Annotated in this window: 11 protein-coding genes; 7 read left to right on the top strand and 4 right to left on the bottom strand. The window is 72.2% G+C overall.

What is annotated here, in order from left to right; genetic code table 11:
• Nucleotides 1–35 precede the first annotated feature (35 nt).
• The 5 genes from gltB to nhaA all read left to right on the top strand — a co-directional run bounded on the left by gltB (nucleotide 36) and on the right by nhaA (nucleotide 10812).
• Entirely contained in the window at nucleotides 36–4604 is a 4569-nt protein-coding gene (gltB, locus tag LJB74_RS00675) for a glutamate synthase large subunit (protein ID WP_259306724.1), read from the top strand.
• Nucleotides 4597–6072: a glutamate synthase subunit beta gene (locus LJB74_RS00670; RefSeq protein WP_259306723.1), complete on the top strand. Its 1476-nt coding sequence runs from the start codon at nucleotides 4597–4599 to the stop codon at nucleotides 6070–6072. The genes gltB and LJB74_RS00670 overlap by 8 nt, the downstream gene beginning before the upstream one ends.
• A gap of 102 nt (nucleotides 6073–6174) precedes the next feature.
• Complete coding sequence (gene pyk, locus LJB74_RS00665; protein ID WP_259306722.1) at nucleotides 6175–7614, top strand: pyruvate kinase; 1440 nt, start codon at nucleotides 6175–6177, stop codon at nucleotides 7612–7614.
• Between the two features lie 209 nt (nucleotides 7615–7823).
• On the top strand, nucleotides 7824–9392 hold the full coding sequence (locus tag LJB74_RS00660) for a Na+/H+ antiporter (RefSeq protein ID WP_259306721.1): 1569 nt from the start codon (nucleotides 7824–7826) through the stop codon (nucleotides 9390–9392).
• 103 nt (nucleotides 9393–9495) lie between these two features.
• Nucleotides 9496–10812 (top strand): Na+/H+ antiporter NhaA, encoded by a 1317-nt coding sequence (gene nhaA, locus LJB74_RS00655; RefSeq protein WP_259306720.1) that lies wholly within the window; start codon nucleotides 9496–9498, stop codon nucleotides 10810–10812.
• A 9-nt stretch (nucleotides 10813–10821) separates the two neighbouring features.
• Here the strand turns inward: nhaA and LJB74_RS00650 are convergent, their stop codons facing one another.
• From LJB74_RS00650 to LJB74_RS00640, 3 genes are all read right to left on the bottom strand, one after another.
• Nucleotides 10822–12036 (bottom strand): Dyp-type peroxidase, encoded by a 1215-nt coding sequence (locus tag LJB74_RS00650; RefSeq protein ID WP_259306719.1) that lies wholly within the window; start codon nucleotides 12034–12036, stop codon nucleotides 10822–10824.
• Complete coding sequence (locus LJB74_RS00645; RefSeq protein ID WP_259306718.1) at nucleotides 12033–12599, bottom strand: copper chaperone PCu(A)C; 567 nt, start codon at nucleotides 12597–12599, stop codon at nucleotides 12033–12035. Before LJB74_RS00645 ends, LJB74_RS00650 begins: the two co-directional genes overlap by 4 nt.
• A gap of 269 nt (nucleotides 12600–12868) precedes the next feature.
• Nucleotides 12869–13498: a hypothetical protein gene (locus LJB74_RS00640; RefSeq protein WP_259306717.1), complete on the bottom strand. Its 630-nt coding sequence runs from the start codon at nucleotides 13496–13498 to the stop codon at nucleotides 12869–12871.
• A 240-nt stretch (nucleotides 13499–13738) separates the two neighbouring features.
• Here LJB74_RS00640 and LJB74_RS00635 point away from each other — a divergent pair, with 240 nt between their 5' ends.
• Nucleotides 13739–17635, top strand: a complete 3897-nt coding sequence (locus LJB74_RS00635; protein ID WP_259306716.1) for a Pls/PosA family non-ribosomal peptide synthetase — start codon at nucleotides 13739–13741, stop codon at nucleotides 17633–17635.
• Entirely contained in the window at nucleotides 17632–18957 is a 1326-nt protein-coding gene (locus tag LJB74_RS00630; protein ID WP_259306715.1) for a M1 family metallopeptidase, read from the top strand. Before LJB74_RS00635 ends, LJB74_RS00630 begins: the two co-directional genes overlap by 4 nt.
• Here LJB74_RS00630 and LJB74_RS00625 read toward each other — a convergent pair.
• Nucleotides 18926–19720, bottom strand: a complete 795-nt coding sequence (locus LJB74_RS00625; RefSeq protein WP_259306714.1) for a 4'-phosphopantetheinyl transferase superfamily protein — start codon at nucleotides 19718–19720, stop codon at nucleotides 18926–18928. The two genes, LJB74_RS00630 and LJB74_RS00625, sit on opposite strands and share 32 nt — an antisense overlap.
• Nucleotides 19721–19800 lie beyond the last annotated feature (80 nt).

The following is a 19800-nucleotide window of genomic DNA, read 5'->3' as shown; positions in this document are numbered from 1 at the left end:
CCGGCTCAGTGCCGGGGTCATGGAGGACGGTGTCGATGCCCTCGTCGTTGCAGCGGTCGGTCGTGCCCGAGGCGACCTCGTCCACGGGTCTGTACGATCCTGCGTTCGAGCACGACGCGTGCGGCGTCGCGTTCGTCGCGACCCTGCGCGGGACGCCCGGCCGGGACATCGTCGACGCGGGTCTCACCGCGCTGCTCAACCTCGACCACCGGGGTGCGGTCGGCTCGGAGCCGGACAGCGGTGACGGTGCCGGGATCCTCACGCAGATCCCCGACGCGTTCCTGCGCGACGTCGTCGACGCCGAGCTGCCGCCTCCGGGTGCCTACGCGATCGGCATGGCGTTCCTGCCGGTCGACGCCGACGAGCAGCGCGCCGCGGTGGCGGCGCTCGAGGCGATCGCGGTCGAGGAGAAGCTCGAGGTCCTGGCCTGGCGCGACGTCCCGGTCACCGCGGACCTCGTCGGCCCGACCGCCCGCGCGGCGATGCCCGCCTTCCGGCACCTCGTGGTCGCCGACCCGTCGCGCGAGCTCGCGGGCATCGACCTGGACCGACGCGCGTTCCGGCTCCGCAAGAGGGCCGAGCACGAGCTCGGCGTCTACTTCGCGTCCCTGTCCGCTCGCACGCTCACGTACAAGGGCATGCTGACGACGGCGCAGCTCGAGCCCTTCTTCCCGGACCTGTCCGACGCGCGCTACGCGAGCGAGCTCGCGCTCGTGCACTCGCGGTTCTCGACGAACACGTTCCCGTCGTGGCCCCTCGCGCAGCCGTTCCGACTGATCGCGCACAACGGTGAGATCAACACGGTGCGCGGCAACCGCAACTGGCTGGCGGCGCGTCAGGGCACGTTGGCGAGCGAGATGCTCGGCGACCTCACACCGTTGCTTCCCGTGTGCTCGGAGGAGTCCAGCGACTCCGCGAGCTTCGACGAGGTCCTGGAGCTGCTGCACCTCGCCGGGCGTTCGCTCCCGCACGCGGTCCTCATGATGATCCCGGAGGCGTGGGAGAACCACACCGAGATGGACCCGGCCCGGCGGGCGTTCTACGAGTACCACTCGACGCTCATGGAGCCGTGGGACGGGCCGGCGGCCCTGGCCTTCACCGACGGCGCCCTGATCGGCGCGGTCCTCGACCGCAACGGGCTGCGTCCCGGGCGCTACTGGGTGACCGAGGACGGCTTCGTCGTGCTGGCCTCCGAGGCTGGGGTGCTGGACCTCGACCCGTCGACCGTGGTGCGCAAGGGACGTCTCGAGCCGGGCCGCATGTTCCTCGTCGACACGGCCCAGGGCCGGATCGTCGAGGACGACGAGATCAAGTCGCAGCTCGCGTCCCAGCGGCCGTACGCGCAGTGGGTCGCCGAGCGGTCGGTGCGCCTCGAACAGCTTCCCGAGCGCGAGCACGTCGCACACTCGGCGGCTTCCGTGCGCCGGCGTCAGCGGGCGTTCGGCTACACGGAGGAGGAGCTGCGGGTCATCCTCCAGCCCCTCGCGTCGAACGGTGCCGAGCCGCTGGGGGCGATGGGGTCCGACACCCCGTTGGCCGTCCTGTCGAGCAGGCCGCGGCTCCTCTTCGACTACTTCACCCAGCTGTTCGCCCAGGTCACCAACCCGCCGCTGGACGCGATCCGCGAGGAGCTCGTGACGTCGATCGGCGGGGCGATCGGGCCGGAGCCGAACCTCCTCGAGGACACGCCCGAGCACGCGCGCAAGCTCATCCTGCCGTTCCCTGTGATCGACAACGACGAGCTTGCGAAGATCGTGCGCATCGACCGCGACCCGGCGCTCGCGGGGATCTTCCGGTCCGTCACGATCCGCGGCCTCTACCGCGCCGAGGGCGGCGGTCAGGCGCTCCAGGCCCGACTCGAGAAGATCTTCGCCGAGGTCGACCAGGCCGTTGAGGAGGGCGTGAGCTTCATCGTCCTGTCCGACCGTGACTCCGACGCCGACCTCGCGCCCATCCCGTCGTTGCTCCTGTCGAGCGCGGTCCACCACCACCTCCTGCGCCGTCACACGCGGACCCGGGTGTCGCTGGTCGTCGAGGCGGGTGACGTGCGCGAGGTGCACCACGTCGCGCTGCTGATCGGTTTCGGGGCTGCCGCCGTGAACCCGTACCTGGCCATGGAGTCCGTCGAGGACCTCGCGATCTCCGGCTACCTGCCGGTCGGCCCGGAGAAGGCGGTCGCGAACCTCATCAAGGCCCTGGGCAAGGGTGTGCTCAAGGTCATGAGCAAGATGGGCATCTCGACGATCGCGTCGTACCGCGGCGCCCAGGTGTTCGAGGCCATCGGGCTCTCCGAGGCGCTCGTGGACCGCTACTTCACCGGGGTGACGAGCCGGCTCGGCGGTATCGGGCTCGACGTCATCGCCGCCGAGGTGTCCGCGCGGCACGCCGACGCCTACCCGGCGAGCGGCAACCGCCGTGCGCACCAGCGCCTCGCCGTCGGTGGCGAGTACCAGTGGCGTCGGGACGGCGAGGACCACCTCTTCGACCCGGAGACGGTCTTCCGGTTGCAGCACTCGACCCGGACCCGGCAGTTCGACGTCTTCCGCTCCTACACGCAGCGCGTCAACGACCAGTCGTCGCGCCTCATGACGTTGCGCGGCCTGCTGACGTTCAAGGAGGGCGAGCGCCCACCGGTGCCGATCGACGAGGTCGAGCCGATCAGCGAGATCGTCAAGCGCTTCAGCACCGGGGCGATGTCGTTCGGGTCGATCTCTCCCGAGGCGCACGAGACCCTGGCGATCGCGATGAACCGGCTCGGCGGCAAGTCGAACACCGGCGAGGGCGGCGAGGAGCCGGACCGGCTCCGCGACCCGGAACGACGCAGCGCGATCAAGCAGGTGGCCTCCGGCCGGTTCGGGGTGACCGCGGACTACCTGACGCATGCCGACGACCTGCAGATCAAGATGGCCCAGGGCGCGAAGCCCGGCGAGGGCGGTCAGCTCCCCGGGCACAAGGTGTCGCCGCGGATCGCCGCGACCCGGCACTCGACGCCAGGGGTGGGCCTGATCTCACCGCCGCCGCACCACGACATCTACTCGATCGAGGACCTCGCCCAGCTCATCCACGACCTCAAGAACGCGAACCCGGACGCCCGGGTCCACGTGAAGCTCGTGAGCCAGGTCGGGGTCGGTACCGTCGCGACCGGGGTCTCGAAGGCGCACGCCGACGTCGTCCTGATCTCCGGTCACGACGGCGGCACCGGAGCGAGTCCGCTCACGTCCCTCAAGCACGCAGGCGGGCCCTGGGAGATCGGGCTCGCCGACACCCAGCAGACGCTGGTGCTCAACGGCCTTCGCGAGCGGATCGTCGTGCAGGTCGACGGTCAGCTCAAGACGGGTCGCGACGTGGTGGTCGCCGCCCTGCTCGGGGCGGAGGAGTTCGGTTTTGCGACCGCCCCGCTCGTCGTGTCCGGCTGCGTCATGATGCGTGTGTGCCACCTCGACACGTGCCCGGTGGGCGTGGCCACGCAGAACCCTGAGCTGCGCGCGCGGTTCTCCGGCAAGCCCGAGTTCGTCGTGACGTTCTTCGAGTTCATCGCGCAGGAGGTCCGCGAGCTCCTGGCCGAGCTGGGCTTCCGGAGCATCGAGGAGGCCGTCGGGCAGGTCCAGGCGCTCGACACCCGCGCGGCGGTGCACCACTGGAAGGCGGACGGCCTGGACCTCGGCCCGGTCCTGTCCCCGCCGCAGGTCGCCCCGGGGGCGGCGCTGCATCACACCTCCGAGCAGGACCACGGGCTGGCCAAGGCGCTCGACAACCAGCTGATCGCCCTGGCGACGGACGCGCTGGAGCGACGCGAGCCGGTGCGGATCGCGCTGCCGATCCGCAACGTCAACCGCACGGTCGGGACGATGCTCGGTCACGAGGTCGCGCTGCGCTACGGGAACGACGGGCTCGCACCCGGCACGATCGACATCACGCTGAACGGCTCGGCCGGTCAGTCCTTCGGTGCGTTCGTGCCGCAGGGGATCGTGCTGCGGCTGTTCGGCGACGCGAACGACTACGTCGGCAAGGGGCTCTCGGGCGGCACCATCGCGGTGCGTCCCGACCGGAGCGCCGTCCTCGTGGGGGACCGGGACGTGATCGCGGGGAACGTCATCGGGTACGGCGCGACCTCGGGGGAGATCTTCCTGCGGGGCACGGTCGGTGAGCGGTTCGCGGTGCGGAACTCCGGCGCGACGCTCGTGGTCGAGGGCGTCGGGGACCATGCGTGCGAGTACATGACGGGCGGGACCGTGGTGATCATCGGTTCCACCGGGCGGAACTTCGCCGCGGGCATGTCAGGCGGGACGGCGTACGTCCTCGACCTGCGGACCAGCGCGCTCAACGCGTCGGCCGTCGCGAACGGTGAGCTCAGCATCACGCCGCTCGACGACGCCGACACCGCCACCGTCATGGCGCTGCTCGCTCGCCACCACGAGGAGACCGGCTCGCCGCGCGCGGCCGAGCTCCTCGCCGACGAGGCCGCGGTGCGGGCGCGGTTCACGCGCGTCCTGCCGCACGAGTTCGCGCGGATGACACTCGCGCTGCAGAAGGCGAAGGCCGACGGGCTCGACCCGGCGACTCCGGGGGCATGGGACCAGATCCTGGAGGTGGCACGTGGCTGACCCGCGAGGCTTCCTCACGTACCGCAGCCGCGAGCTGCCTGCGGACCGGCCGGTCCCGGTCCGCCTGCTGGACTGGAAGGAGGTGCACGAGTACCGGGTCGGCAAACCGGACGACCGGGCCCTCCTCGGTCGCCAGGCGTCGCGGTGCATGGACTGCGGGATCCCGTTCTGCCACAACGGCTGCCCGCTCGGCAACCTGATCCCCGAGTGGAACGACCTCGTGCGCCGGGGGCAGTGGGCGGATGCGATCGAGCGTCTGCACGCGACCAACAACTTCCCGGAGTTCACCGGGCGCATCTGCCCCGCACCGTGCGAGTCGTCGTGCGTGCTGGGGATCAACCAGCCGCCCGTGACGATCAAGAGCGTCGAGGTCGCGATCATCGACGAGGCGTTCGCTCGCGGTCTCGTCCAGCCGCAGGTGCCCCAACGACTCACCGGTTCGACGGTGGCCGTCGTCGGGTCGGGCCCGGCCGGACTCGCCGCGGCACAGCAGCTCACGCGGGTCGGCCACACCGTCGCGGTGTACGAGCGGGACGACGCGATCGGCGGGCTGCTGCGGTACGGCGTGCCGGACTTCAAGCTCGAGAAGCATCACATCGATCGTCGGATCGCGCAGATGGAAGCCGAGGGCACCCGCTTCCGGCCGGGGGTGGAGGTCGGTCGCGACATCACCTGGCAGCAGCTGCGTGCGCGGTTCGACGCGGTCGTCATCACCACGGGTGCAACGGTCCCGCGCGAGCTGTCCCTGCCAGGGCGCGAGCTCGAGGGTGTCCACGTCGCGATGGAGTACCTGCACCAGGCGAACCAGGCCGCGGCCGGCGTCGAGGTCCCGGACCAGATCACCGCCGCGGGCAAGCACGTCGTCATCATCGGCGGTGGCGACACCGGGTCGGACTGCCTCGGTACCGCTCTCCGGCAGCAGGCCGCGTCGGTCACGACCCTGGCGATCGGGAAGCGGCCTCCGACGGAGCGGCCGGCGACGCAGCCGTGGCCGATGGACCCGGTCGTCTTCGAGGTCTCGAGCTCCCACGAGGAGGGCGGGGAGCGTGATTACCTGGCCTCGACGGTCGCGTTCCTCGGCGACGAGGACGGGCACGTCCGCCACCTGCGCCTCGCGACGACCGAGTACCTTCCGGACGGTCGACGGGTGCCCACCACAGGCACGGAGCGGGACATCCCGGCCGATCTGGTCCTGATCTCGATGGGGTTCACCGGTCCGGAGACCAGCACCCTCGTCGAGCAGACCGACGTCGAGCTCACCGCGCGTGGTCTCGTCGCCCGCCGAGAGGACTTCGCCACCTCGGTCCCCGGGGTGTTCGTCGCCGGCGACGCCGGCCGCGGACAGTCGCTGATCGTCTGGGCGATCGCCGAGGGTCGCGCTGCGGCCGCCGCGGTGGACGCCTACCTGTCCGGAGGCAGCGAGCTCCCTGCACCGATCACCGCTGCCACGGTGGCTCTGCGACCCTGAGCCCCCGCTTCCCCCTACACCTCCCATACCTGGAGCGTCACCACGAGCCTCAGGACCGAGGACCCGGAACTCGTACTCCACGAAAGGCCTAGGCTTCATTCCATGCGCAGAGCGAAGATTGTATGCACCATCGGACCGGTCACCGAGTCCGCCGAGCAGATCCAGGCCCTGGTCGATGCGGGCATGGACGTGGCCCGACTCAACCGCAGCCACGGTGACACCGAGGTTCACGAGCGGGTCTACAACAACGTGCGTGCCGCCGCGAACGCCTCGGGTCGATCGGTGGCCGTGCTCGTCGACCTCCAGGGCCCGAAGATCCGCCTCGGACGCTTCATCGACGAGAAGGTCGAGCTCGCCGAGGGTGACATCTTCACGATCACGACCGAGGACGTCCAGGGCACCAAGGAGCTGGCCTCGACCACGCACAAGGGTCTTCCCGGCGACGCCCGTGTGGGTGACCCGATCCTGATCGACGACGGCCGGGTCCAGGTCCGGATCATCGAGGTCACAGGCCCGCGCGTCGTGACCCGCGTCGAGGTCGGCGGACCCGTCTCGAACAACAAGGGCCTGAACCTGCCGGGCGTCGCGGTGTCCGTCCCGGCGATGTCCGACAAGGACGAGGCCGACCTCCGGTGGGCCCTGAACATCGGTGCCGACCTGATCGCGCTGTCGTTCGTGCGGAACGCGTCCGACTACGACGACGTGCGCCGGATCATGGAGGAAGAGGGCCGCGTAATCCCGGTCATCGCCAAGGTCGAGAAGCCGCAGGCGGTCGAGAACCTCGCGGAGATCATCGACGCCTTCGACGGCATCATGGTCGCCCGCGGTGACCTCGGCGTCGAGATGCCCCTCGAGCAGGTCCCGCTCGTCCAGAAGCGTGCCGTCGAGCTCGCCCGCCGGAGCGCGAAGCCGGTCATCGTCGCCACGCAGGTTCTCGAGTCGATGATCTCGGCGCCGCGTCCGACCCGGGCCGAGGCGTCGGACTGCGCCAACGCGGTGCTCGACGGTGCAGATGCCGTGATGCTCTCCGGTGAGACGAGTGTCGGCGAGTACCCGATCGAGGCCGTGCGGACCATGGCGCGGATCATCGAGAACACCGAGGAGCTCGGTCGTGAGCGGATGGCTCCCCTCGGGTCGTCGCCGCAGACGCGCGGTGGGGCGATCACGCGGGCAGCTGCCGAGGTCGGCGAGACGCTGGGCGTGAAGTACCTCGTGACGTTCACGCAGACCGGGGACTCGGCACGGCGGATGTCGCGCCTGCGGTCGGGCATCCCGCTGCTCGCCTTCACCCCGATCGCCGCGGTTCGCTCGGTTCTCTCGCTGAGCTGGGGCGTCCAGAGCTACCAGGTCCCGCCCGTCCCGAACACGGACGCGATGGTGGCGCAGGTCGACGCGACCCTCCGCGCCCACGGGCTCGCGGAGGAAGGCGACCTGGTGGTCGTCGTCTCGGGTGCCCCGGTCGGGCAGGCGGGGACGACCAACTCGATCCTCGTGCACAAGATCGGTGAAGAGCTCGGCACCGTGGTGCGCGAGAAGGACTGAGCAGATCTGATCCACGCGGGCCCCGGGACACGAGCTGTCCCGGGGCCCGCGTGCTGCTCCGGCGGTCCGGCCGCGGCCCGGGCAGCCCGGGCGAGGCTCGCGCCGCGGGCAGCGGTCCGACAGACTGACGCCTGGACCGGGGCGCTGTCCGCGCGCACCCGGAGGGTGGGGTGCTGCGGTGCCGAACCCGGACAGCCGAGGAGGGGGACATGTCGAGCGTCGTGCTGTGGGCGGTTCTCCTCACCGGGGTCGTCGTGCTCACCCCGCTGGCGGATCGTCTCCGGGTGCCGTTGCCGGTGCTGCTCACAGTCTTCGGTCTCGCGATGCCCCTGGTGCCGGGCGTGCCGCCGCTGACGATCGAGCCGTCGATCATCCTCCCGGTGGTCCTCCCTCCGCTGCTGTTCGCCGCCACCCAGCGCGCGACCGCCAACGAGTTCCGGCAGGACGCGCGACCGATCCTGCTCCTCGCCGTCGGGCTGACCGTCGCGAGCACCGCGGCTGTCGCGGGCGCGGTGCGGCTGGCCGGCTTCGACTGGCCGACTGCCGTCGTCCTCGGTGCGGTCGTGGCACCTCCGGACCCGGTGGCCGCTACCGCGGTGGCTCGCCGGCTCCGGCTTCCCGACCGGCTCGTGACGGTCCTCGAGGGTGAGGGCATGTTCAACGACGCCACCGCTCTGGTGCTCTACAAGCTGGCCGTCGCCGCCGTCGTGACCGGTGGGGTGTCCCTCGTGGACATCGGCGGGGGCCTCGTCCTGGCGGTGGTCGGCGGTATCGCGATCGGGCTGGTGGCCGGTGTCCTGAGCCGGTTCGCCCTGGCCGCGCTGCACGACGCGACCGCCGAGACGACCGTGACCGTGGCGGTGCCGTTCGTGGTCTACCTCGTGGCGGAGGAGCTGCACGGTTCAGGGGTGCTCGCGGTGCTCACCGTCGGCCTGTTCCTCAGGACGTACTCGCACACCGCGGTCACCTCCGGCGGGTGGCTGCTCGGCCGAGCCGTCTGGCGGTACGCCGACTACGTCATCACGAGCCTCGTGTTCGTCCTCATCGGGTTCGAGCTCACGGAGGTCCTGAAGGGCAGCCACGTCGCCACGCGGACGGTGCAGGTCGCGGCGCTGGTCGTCGCGGTCCTCGTGGCGGTGCGGTTCGGCTGGATGTTCCCGGCGACGGCTCTCGCGCGGCTGCGACGCGGCCGCCAGCGGACGGCGTCCCCGTACGGTCCGCGCGAGACGGTCGTGGCGGCCTGGGCCGGGATGCGCGGAGTCGTGACGGTCGCGACGGCGCTCGCGCTCCCCACGACGACGGACGCCGGGGCTCCGTTCCCGGTCCGGGACCAGATCGTCTTCATGGCGCTCGTGACGGTCCTGGTGACGCTCGTGGTGCAGGGGCTGACGCTCGCACCGCTGGTCAAGGCACTCGCGGTGGGAAGCGAGTCCGACGTGCCGCGGGAGGTCGCCTCGCTTCGTCGTCGGGCCACCGAGGCCGCGCTCGAGGCGGTGCGCGCCGTCGCACCGACCGATCAGGTGCCGCCGTCGGTCCGTGCAGCGGTGATCCTGCAGTACGAGGGGTTCCTCGCGGCGCAGACGGCGCTCGGCAGCGCGCGTGCGGGTGCCGACGACGCCGTGGACTACCCGGGTGAGCTCGAGCAGCTGCTGCATCGCGCGAGCGAGGCCGAGCGCACCGTGGTGCTGCAGGCACGGAGGCACGGAGAGGTGAGTGCCGAGGTCGCGGACACCGTGATGCAGGACGTCGAGGCGCGGGCGGTGCGCGACCTCGGCTGATCGCCGTCCGGCGGACGCGCTACGAGGTCACGTAGGCTGGTGACCGGTGAGCCGGGAAGTCTGGTCGGCAGCATCTGATGCGACCCCACGACTTGGAGCCTCCATGACTGATACCTCCCGCCGCGTTCCCCGTGTGTTCGGCCGCGGGTCGTGGCCCGAGGTCGTCCGCATCGCCGACATCCTGCGTCAGGAGACCATCGGTGGCGCTCTGCTGATGGCAGGTGCCGTGGTCGCCCTGGTGTGGTCGAACTCGCCGTGGGCGGACGGGTACGCGACGGTGCGCGACGCCACGTTCGGTCCGGCAGCGCTCCACCTCGAGCTCAGCGCCTCTGCCTGGGCGGCCGACGGCCTGCTCGCGATCTTCTTCTTCGTGGCGGGCCTCGAGCTCAAGCGCGAGTTCGTCGCGGGGGACCTGCGCGACCCGCGGCGGGCGGCCGTGCCGGTCGCGGCTGCCATCGGTGGTGTGATCGTGCCCGCGGTCCTGTACAGCGTCGTGAACGCGACCGCAGCGACGGGTGAGGTCCAGGGCTGGGCGATCCCGACCGCGACCGACATCGCGTTCGCGCTCGCCGTGCTGGCGGTGATCGGGCGTCACCTGCCGCCCGCGCTGCGGACGTTCCTGCTCACCCTGGCCGTCGTCGACGACCTCATCGCCATCACGATCATCGCGATCTTCTACACGGCCGAGTTCACCGTCACGCCGTTGCTGATCGCGGTCGTGCCGTTCGCCCTGTTCACGTTCCTCGTCCAGCGGCGCGTGCGGTCCTGGTGGCTCCTCCTCCCGCTCGCCGCCGCGGTGTGGGCCCTCGTCCACGCGTCGGGCGTGCACGCGACGGTCGCCGGGGTCCTGCTCGGCTTCGCGGTACCGGTCGTCCGCAGCGACGCCGCCGGGGGTCCGGACGCCGGGCCGGGGCTCGCCGAGCACTTCGAGCACCGGTTCCGCCCGCTCTCGGCGGGGGTGGCGGTGCCGATCTTCGCCCTGCTCTCGGCGGGGGTCTCGGTCGGCGGGTGGGGCGGGCTCACGACGGCGCTGACCGACCCCGTCGCCCTCGGCATCGTCGTCGGCCTCGTGGTGGGCAAGCCGATCGGCATCTTCGGCGCGACCTGGCTCATGGCGCGGTTCACCCGAGCGCAGCTCGCCGAGGGGCTGGCCTGGGTCGATGTGCTGGGGCTGGCGATCCTGGCCGGGATCGGGTTCACGGTGTCCCTCCTCGTCGGAGAGCTCGCGTTCGGGACGGGCAGCACGCGGGACGACCACGTCAAGGTGGCGGTGGTCCTCGGCTCCCTCGCCGCCGCGCTGCTCGCCACGGGAATCTTGCGTCTACGCAACCGCGTGTACCGCCAGCTCTCGGAGGCCGAGGAGACCGACAGCGACGCCGACGGCACACCGGATGTGTATGCCGCCGACGCCGCGGTCTGACGCAGGCGGTCAGACTTCCAGGAGCCGCTGTCCGAGGTACTCCCCGGCCTGGAACCCACCGGGGACGGCGAACACCGCCGACCCGATCGGTGTGGTCCACCGGTTGAGCATGTCGGCCTTGTCGAGCTGACGCTGGATCGGCACGAACTGGGTGACGGGGTCACGCTGGAAGGTGACGAACACCAACCCGGACCGTGAGAGGGTGCCGGGGGCCGGCGGGTCGTCGTAGTTGTACGGACGTCGGAGGAACCTCTCGGCCGGGTTCGCGGACCGCGCCCGCCGGATGTGCGCCGAGGTGTCGATCACCGGGAACCCGAGCGAGTCCACCGCGTCGAGATCAGGCGCGTCGTGCTCGCTGGTCCCGGTCAGCGGAGAGCCGTCGGAGAGACGACGCCCCAGGGCGAACTCCCTGCCGGTGCGGTCGACGGCATCCCAGGTCTCGAGGTCCATCGCGATCCGGCGGATCACCATCGACGTCCCGCCGACGAGCCAGGACGGTCCGCTCTCGTGCCAGATCAGCGAGCCGTCCGCGTCGGGCGAGGGGTTGCGGGTGCCGTCGACCTGACCCATGAGGTTGCGCATGGTGGTTCCCGGGGGCGTCGCGCCGGGCGAACGACGGAACCCGCGCTGGACCCATCTCACCGAGGTGAACGTCCGAGCGTCCTTGACCATCAGCCGGATGGCGTGGGAGATCGTGACCTCGTCGTCCGCGCACACCTGCAGCATGAGGTCCCCCCCGGTCCAGGCGTCCTCCAGCCGGTCGACCGCGAACGGGGGCAGCGGCGCGAGCCACGTGGGTCGTCGGTCGTCGAGGCCCGCGGCGGAGAACACCCCGGGCCCGTACCCGACCGTGACCGTCAGCCGGGCCGGGACGACGGCCAGCTCGGGCTCGGTGTCGGCTAGACCCGGTCGGCCACCTGTCAGCCGGTCGATGTCGTCCGTCCAGATCCGCATCAGGCGCACCAGCGCGGCGCGATCGACGCCGTCGACGAGGTCGAGCGACACGAACGACGCGAAGGACTGAGGGGGAGTCCCGACGCCGGCCTGCCGCACCCCGCGCGCCGCCACGAACGCGCGACCCACGGCGTCCGCCGGACCGACCGCCGGTTCCGACGCCGTGGCGGCGTCCCACGCCGCGCGACCGCCGAGCGCCAGGGCGGCGCCGCCGAGTGCGGCGGCGCCTCCCTGGAGGAATGCTCGACGGTCGAGACCGTCCCCGCTCACGGCATGGTCGACGCCATGGGTGACGCCGTCCCGGTGTAGCTCTCGTTGGCACCGGCGAACGATCGCGCCGGAGCGGCGATCGTCAGCGTCGTGCCGTCGTCGGCCTGCAGCGTGACGGTGACCTCGTCACCGGGCTTCACCGCTGCGGTGAGCCCCATCAGCATCACGTGCAGACCGCCGGGCTGGAGGGTGAGAGAGCCGTGCGCGGGGATGACGAACCCACCCTCCTTGGGACGCATGACCATCGTTCCGGACGCGTCGGCGGCCATCTCGTGCAGCTCGACCTTCGTCGCTGCGGCCGAGGTGCCCGACGTGAGCCGGACGTCGGTGTCGCGGGCGTTCGTGATCGTGCCGAAGACGGCGGTCATGCCGGTGTCGGCGGCCTTGACCCAGGGGTCGGTCACCGTGAGGTCGGCAGCGGTCGTCGCGACCGCGGCGGCGCCCGTCGTCGCGGGCGTCGAGGAGGTGGCGGTGCCGCACGCGCCGAGCGTGAGACCGAGGGTGAGGACGAGCGCGGGCGTGAGCCACGTGCGCGGGGTGGGGCGGAAGCGGACGGAAGTCATGGGAGAGCCCTTCGTGGGCATGGTCGTGAACCATGTGACGTGAGTGGTCGGGCATGCGGGTGACGACGGCATCCGGCCCGCGCGCGGGCGCTGAGGCCCGGTACGCGCAAGGAATGCCACCGTCGAGGCACGAGATCGCGACCGCGGGGCCCCGAACCCGGTCTCGTCCACGTGAGGGCGTGCTCACGCGACGACGAGCGTCGGAGGACGAGCGCCAGGTGGCCGGAGCGGCACCGCGGCGGGGACACGGACCATGAGGTCCGTCGACGTCAGGCGAAGACCGGGCGCAGCGGCGGGCCCCGCCGAGGGTCGGAGCGCCGCAGCGCAGCGCACGGACGTGCCGGGTGGACGACGGGGACCGGGACGAGCGGGTGGATCCGGACGACGGGCGAGGGGCGGCGGTCGTGGATGAGCGGGAGCACCGTCGACCACCAGTGCAGTGCCATCCGGGCGGCACGGTCGCCCCCGACGAGCACGAGTGCGGCGACGACCGTCGCGGCGGCATGTGCCACCGTCATCGAGAGCGGCATGGGCCCGGCCATGCCGGCCATGGCCCCCATGCCCGGTGTCGCGGCGGACGGGAGACCACCGGCGGACATCGCAGCGTGCATCCCGAGGGTGGGCAGCGAGGCGTCACCCGGGACGGCGAGCGCACCGAGCGCGTGGTGCAGCGCGTACTGCGCGGCCCCGAGCACCGGAAGCAGCACCGTGAAGGACAGGTGCCACCGTGAGAGGACCGTCGTGACCAGGAGGACGAGGCTGCCGAGGGCGGCGAGGACGGCAAGCGGGGGGAGTGTGCCGCCGCCGAGCCGGTGCGCTCCGGCTGCGAGGGCGAGGACGGTGGCGGCGGTCATCGTCGCACGGACGACCCGAACGCCGGTGCGCATCGCCTCGTCCACGCCCACGAGGGTACCTCCAGGCCAAGCGGGAGCTGTGAGCGGGCCGATCTCCGGGTGGTGCCAGCGGGGGCGTGGCCGGTTCTGACCCCGCCGGGCACCTATCCTGGGCACGGCGGCTGCGGGGGCGGCGACGAGGCGCCGACCCGGCTGAACGACCATCGTCCGAGCACAGGGGCTGAGCAGTGCGGAGCACCACACGAACCACGGTCGGCCACCGGCCCGTCGAGCGGCACAGCCGTCATGGCTGAGCTGGACGAGCAGGGACCTCCAGTCACCGAGGGCTTCCTGCGCGGCGCGCACGCCGCACCGAGCCGGACGCTGATCGACATCCTCGAGGAGACCGCGGCCCGCCACCCGGAAGCGCCGGCGGTCGACGACGGCCATGCGACGCTCACCTACGCGGTACTGGTGGAGGCGGTCGACGCGCGGGCCCGGGAGCTGGAACGAGCAGGCGTGCGTCCGGGGGACCGCGTCGGCGTCCGCATCCCGTCCGGCACCGACGAGCTCTACGTGGCGATCCTCGCCGTGCTGCGGGCGGGGGCCGCATACGTCCCGGTGGACGTCGACGACCCCCCGGAGCGGGCCGCGACCGTCTTCGCCGAGGCCGACGTCGTCGCCGTCCTCGTGGAGGACGGCGGCATCGAGCTCCGTCGCCCCTCCCTCGGGGTGGGCGGGAGTGCGCGCCGACCGCTGCCGGAAGACGACGCGTGGGTAATCTTCACCTCCGGCTCGACGGGCACGCCGAAGGGTGTGGCGGTCAGCCATCGGTCCGCTGCCGCCCTGGTCGACGCCGAGTCGCGACTCTTCCTCACCGACGCACCGATCGCACCCGGCGACCGGGTGCTCGCCGGGCTGTCGGTCGCGTTCGACGCATCGTGCGAGGAGATGTGGCTCGCCTGGGCGCATGGCGCCTGCCTGGTCCCGGCACCGCGCGCACTGGTGCGTTCCGGGATGGACCTCGGACCGTGGCTCGTGGCGCGGGAGATCACCGTGATCTCCACCGTGCCGACCCTGGCCGGCCTGTGGCGCCCGGAGGAGCTCGCAGGGGTCCGTCTGCTGATCTTCGGAGGGGAGGCCTGCCCGGCCGAGCTCGCCGGCCGTCTCGTGGTCCCCGGTCGCGAGGTCTGGAACACGTACGGGCCCACCGAGACGACGGTGGTCGCCTGCGCCGCGCTGATGACCGGGGACGGACCGGTGCGCATCGGGCACGCCCTCGACGGCTGGGACCTCGCCGTCCTGGACGACACGGGAGCACGGGTCGCCCCCGGTGAGGTCGGTGAGCTCGTGATCGGTGGCGTCGGCATGGCGCGGTACCTGGACGAGGAGCGCGACCGCGAGAGGTTCGCGCCCGTCGAGTCGCTCGGGTGGGACCGTGCCTACCGCAGCGGCGACCTCGTCCGCTACGAGCCGGCCGGGCTCGTGTTCGTCGGGCGCGGCGACGACCAGGTCAAGCTCGGCGGTCGCCGGATCGAGCTCGGGGAGATCGACGCGGCGCTGCAGCAGCTGGCCGGGGTGGCCGGGGCGGCAGCCGCCGTCCGCCGGACCGCCGGGGGCAGCCAGGTCCTGGTCGGGTACGTCGTCGCGCGCGAGGGTGTGGTGGTCGACGTCGCCGCTGCACGGCGGGACCTCCTGCAACGGCTCCCGGCGCCGCTCGTCCCGCTGGTCGCCGTCGTCGACGCCCTGCCGACGCGAGGCTCGGGCAAGGTCGACCGCGATGCGCTCCCGTGGCCACTGGAACGGGTCGACGAGGCCGCGACCGAGACGACGCAGGTCCTCTCGGGGACGGTGGCATGGCTGGCAGAGCAGTGGACACGCGTGCTCGGCACCGCCGTCACCGGTCCCGACGACGACTTCTTCGACAGCGGCGGCGGGAGCCTCGTCGCGGCGCAGCTCGTCGCGGTGCTCCGCGAGCAGTTCCCGACGGTCACCGTGGCAGACGTCTACGAGAACCCGCGGGTCACGGACCTGGCCCAGCGCCTGGACGAGCTCGCTCCGGCCGTCGTGCGGGAGGGGCGGGTGGTCAGCCCGGTCCCACGGACCGCCCAGGTCGTCCAGACCCTTCTCTCGGTGCCGCTCAGCGCGGTCACCGGGCTGCGGTGGTCGACGTGGGTCGCGGCGCTCGGGAACGTCGTCCACGCGACGGGTCGGGTGCCGTGGGTGCCGACCGTGTCGTGGTGGTGGGTGCTCGCGGGGTGGGTGCTGCTGATCACGCCGATCGGGCGCATGCTGTCGACCGTTCTCGTGGCTCGCCTGCTGCTCCGTCACGTGCGGCCAGGGACGTACCCCCGTGGCGGATCGGTCCACCTCCGCCTGTGGTTCGTCGAGTCGTTCGCGACCGTCGCGGGTGCGGCGAACCTGGCGGGCGCACCGTGGGTGACCTACTACGCGCGCGCTCTCGGGGCCACGATCGGTCAGGGCGTCGACCTGCACTCGCTCCCGCCACTCACCGGCATGCTCACGCTCGGGGCCGAGGCGTCGATCGAGCCCGAGGTCGACCTGAGCGGTCACTGGGTCGACGGGGACGTCGTGCACGTCGGGCGGGTGCGGGTGGGTGCGCGGGCGACCGTGGGGACGCGGAGCGTCCTCGCACCGGGCGCCCGGGTCGGGCAGGGGTCCGAGGTCGCTCCGGGCTCGGCGGTGCTCGAGCACATCCCGCCCGGCGAGAAGTGGGGCGGTTCACCCGCCGTGTTCATCGGCCCGGCCCCGCGGGACTGGCCGCTCGAGCGCGCACCGCGTGCGTCCCACTGGGTCGCGGTCTACGGGGTCACGGCGGTCCTGCTCGCGGGGCTCCCTCTCGTCGCCGGCGTCGCGGGGCTCCTCGTCCTGTGGCCCGCGGTGCGCGACAGCGTGTCGGCGGCAGCGGCCACCCGCGCGGCGCTCGGGTGGGTGCCGTTGGCGACCGTGACCGCACTGGTGGTTCTCGCAACCCTCACGGTCGTGTGCGTGAGACTGCTCGGCATCGGGGTCCGCCCGGGGCACCACCCGGTGCGCAGCCGCGTCGGCTGGCAGGTGTGGGCCACGCTGCGACTGATGGACGAGGCTCGCACGGCGCTCTTCCCGCTCTACTCGAGCCTCATGACCCCGGTGTGGCTGCGGCTCCTCGGTGCCCGGGTCGGTCGTGACGTCGAAGCCTCGACCGTGCTGCTCCTCCCTGGGATGACCACCGTCGGCGACGGCGCGTTCCTCGCGGACGACACTCTTGTCGGGTCGTACGAGCTCGGCCGTGGCTGGCTGCGGATCGAGCCCGCGAAGGTCGGCAAGCGCGCGTTCCTCGGGAACTCGGGGATGACGGCGCCCGGTCGCAAGGTCCCCAAGCGCGGACTCGTCGCCGTGCTGTCGGCGACCCCGGAGCGCGCCAAGGCGGGGACGTCGTGGCTCGGGTCGCCGCCGGTCCGACTACGGCGATCGGTCGTCGTCTCCGACGCGGCCGGGACCTTCGCGCCACCACGGCGGGTGCGGTTCGCGCGGGCGCTGGTCGAGGCGTTCCGCCTGGTTCCCGTGATCGTCACCGTCCTCCTCGCCCTCGGTGTCGCCGTGGTGCTCGAGGTCGTGATCGCCGACCACGGTGCCCTGGTGCTGGTCGTCGCACCGCTGGCGATCCTCGCAGCCGGTGCGGTCGCGGCCCTGATCGCCTCAGCCGCGAAGTGGCTCCTGGTCGGACGTGTGACAGCAGGGGAGCACCCGCTCTGGAGCACGTTCGTGTGGCGCAACGAGCTCGCGGACACGTTCGTGGAGCTGGTGGCGGTGCCCTGGTTCGTGCTCTCGTCGTACGGGACCCCCGCGCTGAACCTGTGGCTGCGCTCTCTCGGGGCACGCGTCGGCGCCGGGGTCTGGTGCGAGACGTACTGGCTCCCCGAGGCCGACCTGGTGTCGCTCGGGGACGCGGTGACGGTCAACCGCGGATGCGTCCTCCAGACGCACCTGTTCCACGACCGGGTCATGAGCCTGGACACCGTCGTGCTCGAGGACGGGGCGAGCATCGGTCCGCACGGCGTCGTCCTCCCTGCGGCATCGGTCGGGGCGGGCGCCAGTGTGGGAGCCTCGTCGCTGGTGCTGCGAGGGGATGCCATCCCGGGCGGTACCCGCTGGCGGGGCAACCCGATCTCACCGGCAGGCGACACCGCGAGGAGCTCATGACGGCGACACGACCAGGTGGACGGCAGCCCGACGGCACCGACCCGTACCTGCCTCGGCACGGTCATGCGGACCTCCACGTGACTCGGTACGAGCTGGACCTGGACTACCGGGTCGCGAGCAACCGGTTGAGCGCGCACGCCCGGGTGCACGCGACCGCCACCCGGGCCGCGTCACGGTTCACGCTGGACCTCGTGGGGCTCCGGGTCTCCCGGGTGGTCGTGAACGGTCGGCGTGCGACGCGGTGGAGCCATCGCGCCGGCGCCCTGTCGATCGTGCCCGAGCTGCCGCTCGCGGTCGGGAGCAGCGTGGTCGTCGAGATCGAGTACGGCGGGCACCCGCGGCCGACCGCCGGACCATGGGGCGAGGTCGGCTGGGAGGAGCTGGCCGACGGGGTGATCGTCGCCGGTCAGCCCGACGGCGCACCGTCCTGGTTCCCGTGCAACGACGACCCCGGCGACAAGGCGAGCTTCCAGATCGCGATCACCACGGAGTCCCCGTACCACGTCGTCGCGAACGGCGCTCTCGTCAGCCGATCGACCCGGGCGAGTCGGACCCGGTGGGTGTACGAGCAGACCGAGCCCATGTCGCCCTACCTCGCGACCGTGCAGATCGGGAGGTACACGACGCTCATGACGGCGACCGGCCGCGTGCCGCAGGTGGCCGCTCTCCCGGCCCGCCTCGAGGCGGCGTTCCGGCACGACTTCGCGCGACAGTCGACGATGATGGACGTGTTCGAGGACCTGTTCGGTCCGTACCCGTTCGCACGGTACGACGTCGTGGTCACCGACGACGACCTCGAGATCCCCCTCGAGGCCCAGGGGATGTCGGTGTTCGGTGCGAACCACGTCGACGGGAGGCGCGGGTCCGAGCGCCTGATCGCGCACGAGCTGGCGCACCAGTGGTTCGGCAACAGCGTGACCGCGGCCCACTGGCGGCACATCTGGTTGCACGAGGGCTTCGCGTGCTACGCCGAGTGGCTGTGGTCGGAGCGGTCCGGGGGACCCACCGCGGACGAGATCGCCACGCGGTCGTGGGAGCGGCTCGCGGATCTCCCGCAGGACATCGTCATCGGCGACCCGGGTCCGGAGCTCATGTTCGACGACAGGGTCTACCAGCGCGGCGCGCTGACCCTGCACGCCCTGCGCCGGACGATCGGTGACGACGCGTTCGTCGAGTCGCTGCACTCCTGGACCGGCACCTACCGGCACGGCTCGGCGACGACTGCGCAGTTCATCGACTGTGCCGAGCGACGTGCGCGCCAGGACCTCGGGCCGCTGTTCGACGCCTGGCTCATGCGTGCCTCGTTGCCGTCGCTCCCGTGACGTCGGTCCGGTCGAGCTCCACCTGCCGCACGTCGAGCCGAGCCCTCTCGATACCGGGTGCTGCCGACGCGACGGCTCCGAGGAAACCGGGCACGGGGTCGACATCCACCATCCACCACCTGGTCGCTGGGACCGGGCCCGGTGCCGCCACGACCTGCGGCGGGTCGGACCACCGTCCGAGCACGACCTCGCGCGGATCGGTGGCCAGGCCCTGACCGGTGGCCTTGAGCACGGCTTCCTTCCGCACCCAGGTCCGGAGCCGAGCCTCGCGCAGCATCGACCGGTCGCCGTCGGGGATCGCCGGGCCTGCGAGGCGAGCCTCCTCGCCGGCGAGGGCGGCCTGCTCGGACGGTGCGAGTGCCACGTCGTCGAACCCGGCGACGAGCGCACCGTCGAGCGGCTCGCAGTCGACGCCGAGGGCTCCGAAGTCTCCTGCGGCGACCATGACCAGGCCCCGCGCGTGTGTCAGGCTGACGTGGGGAGCGGGGTGTGCTCCCGCGACCTGCTCGACGACTGGTGCCCCGTGATCGGTCGCGCCGCAGCGGGCGCACGTGGTTCGCAGGACGACCTCGCGCCACGGAACGCCCATCCAGGTCCCGGCGACCTCCCGCAGGAGTGCGCGACCGCTCGCGAACATGTCCCGGTCGGACTGTCGACGTAGCCGCTGGTACCGAGCGCGTTCGTCGGCGGTCAGGTGGCGCTCGAGGTGGGGGACCGCCCAGGACCAGACGATCTCGACCGCGGGGGAGCCGACGAACGTCATGGCCAGAGTCTGCGGGCGCGGTCGTGACAGGGCAACCTGCAGGCCCGCTGGTGGGCCCCGTCGGGCGGGGCGCAGCGGGT

Origin of the sequence: Cellulomonas sp. P24 (assembly GCF_024704385.1) — a bacterium.
Classification (GTDB): Bacteria; Actinomycetota; Actinomycetes; order Actinomycetales; family Cellulomonadaceae; genus JAJDFX01.
This window is presented reverse-complemented; position numbering and strand designations above follow the sequence as displayed.

What these genes read in the sequence shown, in the direction of transcription:
- LJB74_RS00645 (WP_259306718.1), bottom strand. Translation starts at nt 12,599, where the DNA reads ATGACTTCCGTCCGCTTCCGCCCCACCCCGCGCACGTGGCTCACGCCC.
- LJB74_RS00660 (WP_259306721.1), top strand. Translation starts at nt 7,824, where the DNA reads ATGTCGAGCGTCGTGCTGTGGGCGGTTCTCCTCACCGGGGTCGTCGTG.
- pyk (WP_259306722.1), top strand. Translation starts at nt 6,175, where the DNA reads ATGCGCAGAGCGAAGATTGTATGCACCATCGGACCGGTCACCGAGTCC.
- LJB74_RS00635 (WP_259306716.1), top strand. Translation starts at nt 13,739, where the DNA reads ATGGCTGAGCTGGACGAGCAGGGACCTCCAGTCACCGAGGGCTTCCTG.
- nhaA (WP_259306720.1), top strand. Translation starts at nt 9,496, where the DNA reads ATGACTGATACCTCCCGCCGCGTTCCCCGTGTGTTCGGCCGCGGGTCG.
- LJB74_RS00630 (WP_259306715.1), top strand. Translation starts at nt 17,632, where the DNA reads ATGACGGCGACACGACCAGGTGGACGGCAGCCCGACGGCACCGACCCG.
- LJB74_RS00625 (WP_259306714.1), bottom strand. Translation starts at nt 19,720, where the DNA reads ATGACGTTCGTCGGCTCCCCCGCGGTCGAGATCGTCTGGTCCTGGGCG.
- gltB (WP_259306724.1), top strand. Translation starts at nt 36, where the DNA reads ATGCCCTCGTCGTTGCAGCGGTCGGTCGTGCCCGAGGCGACCTCGTCC.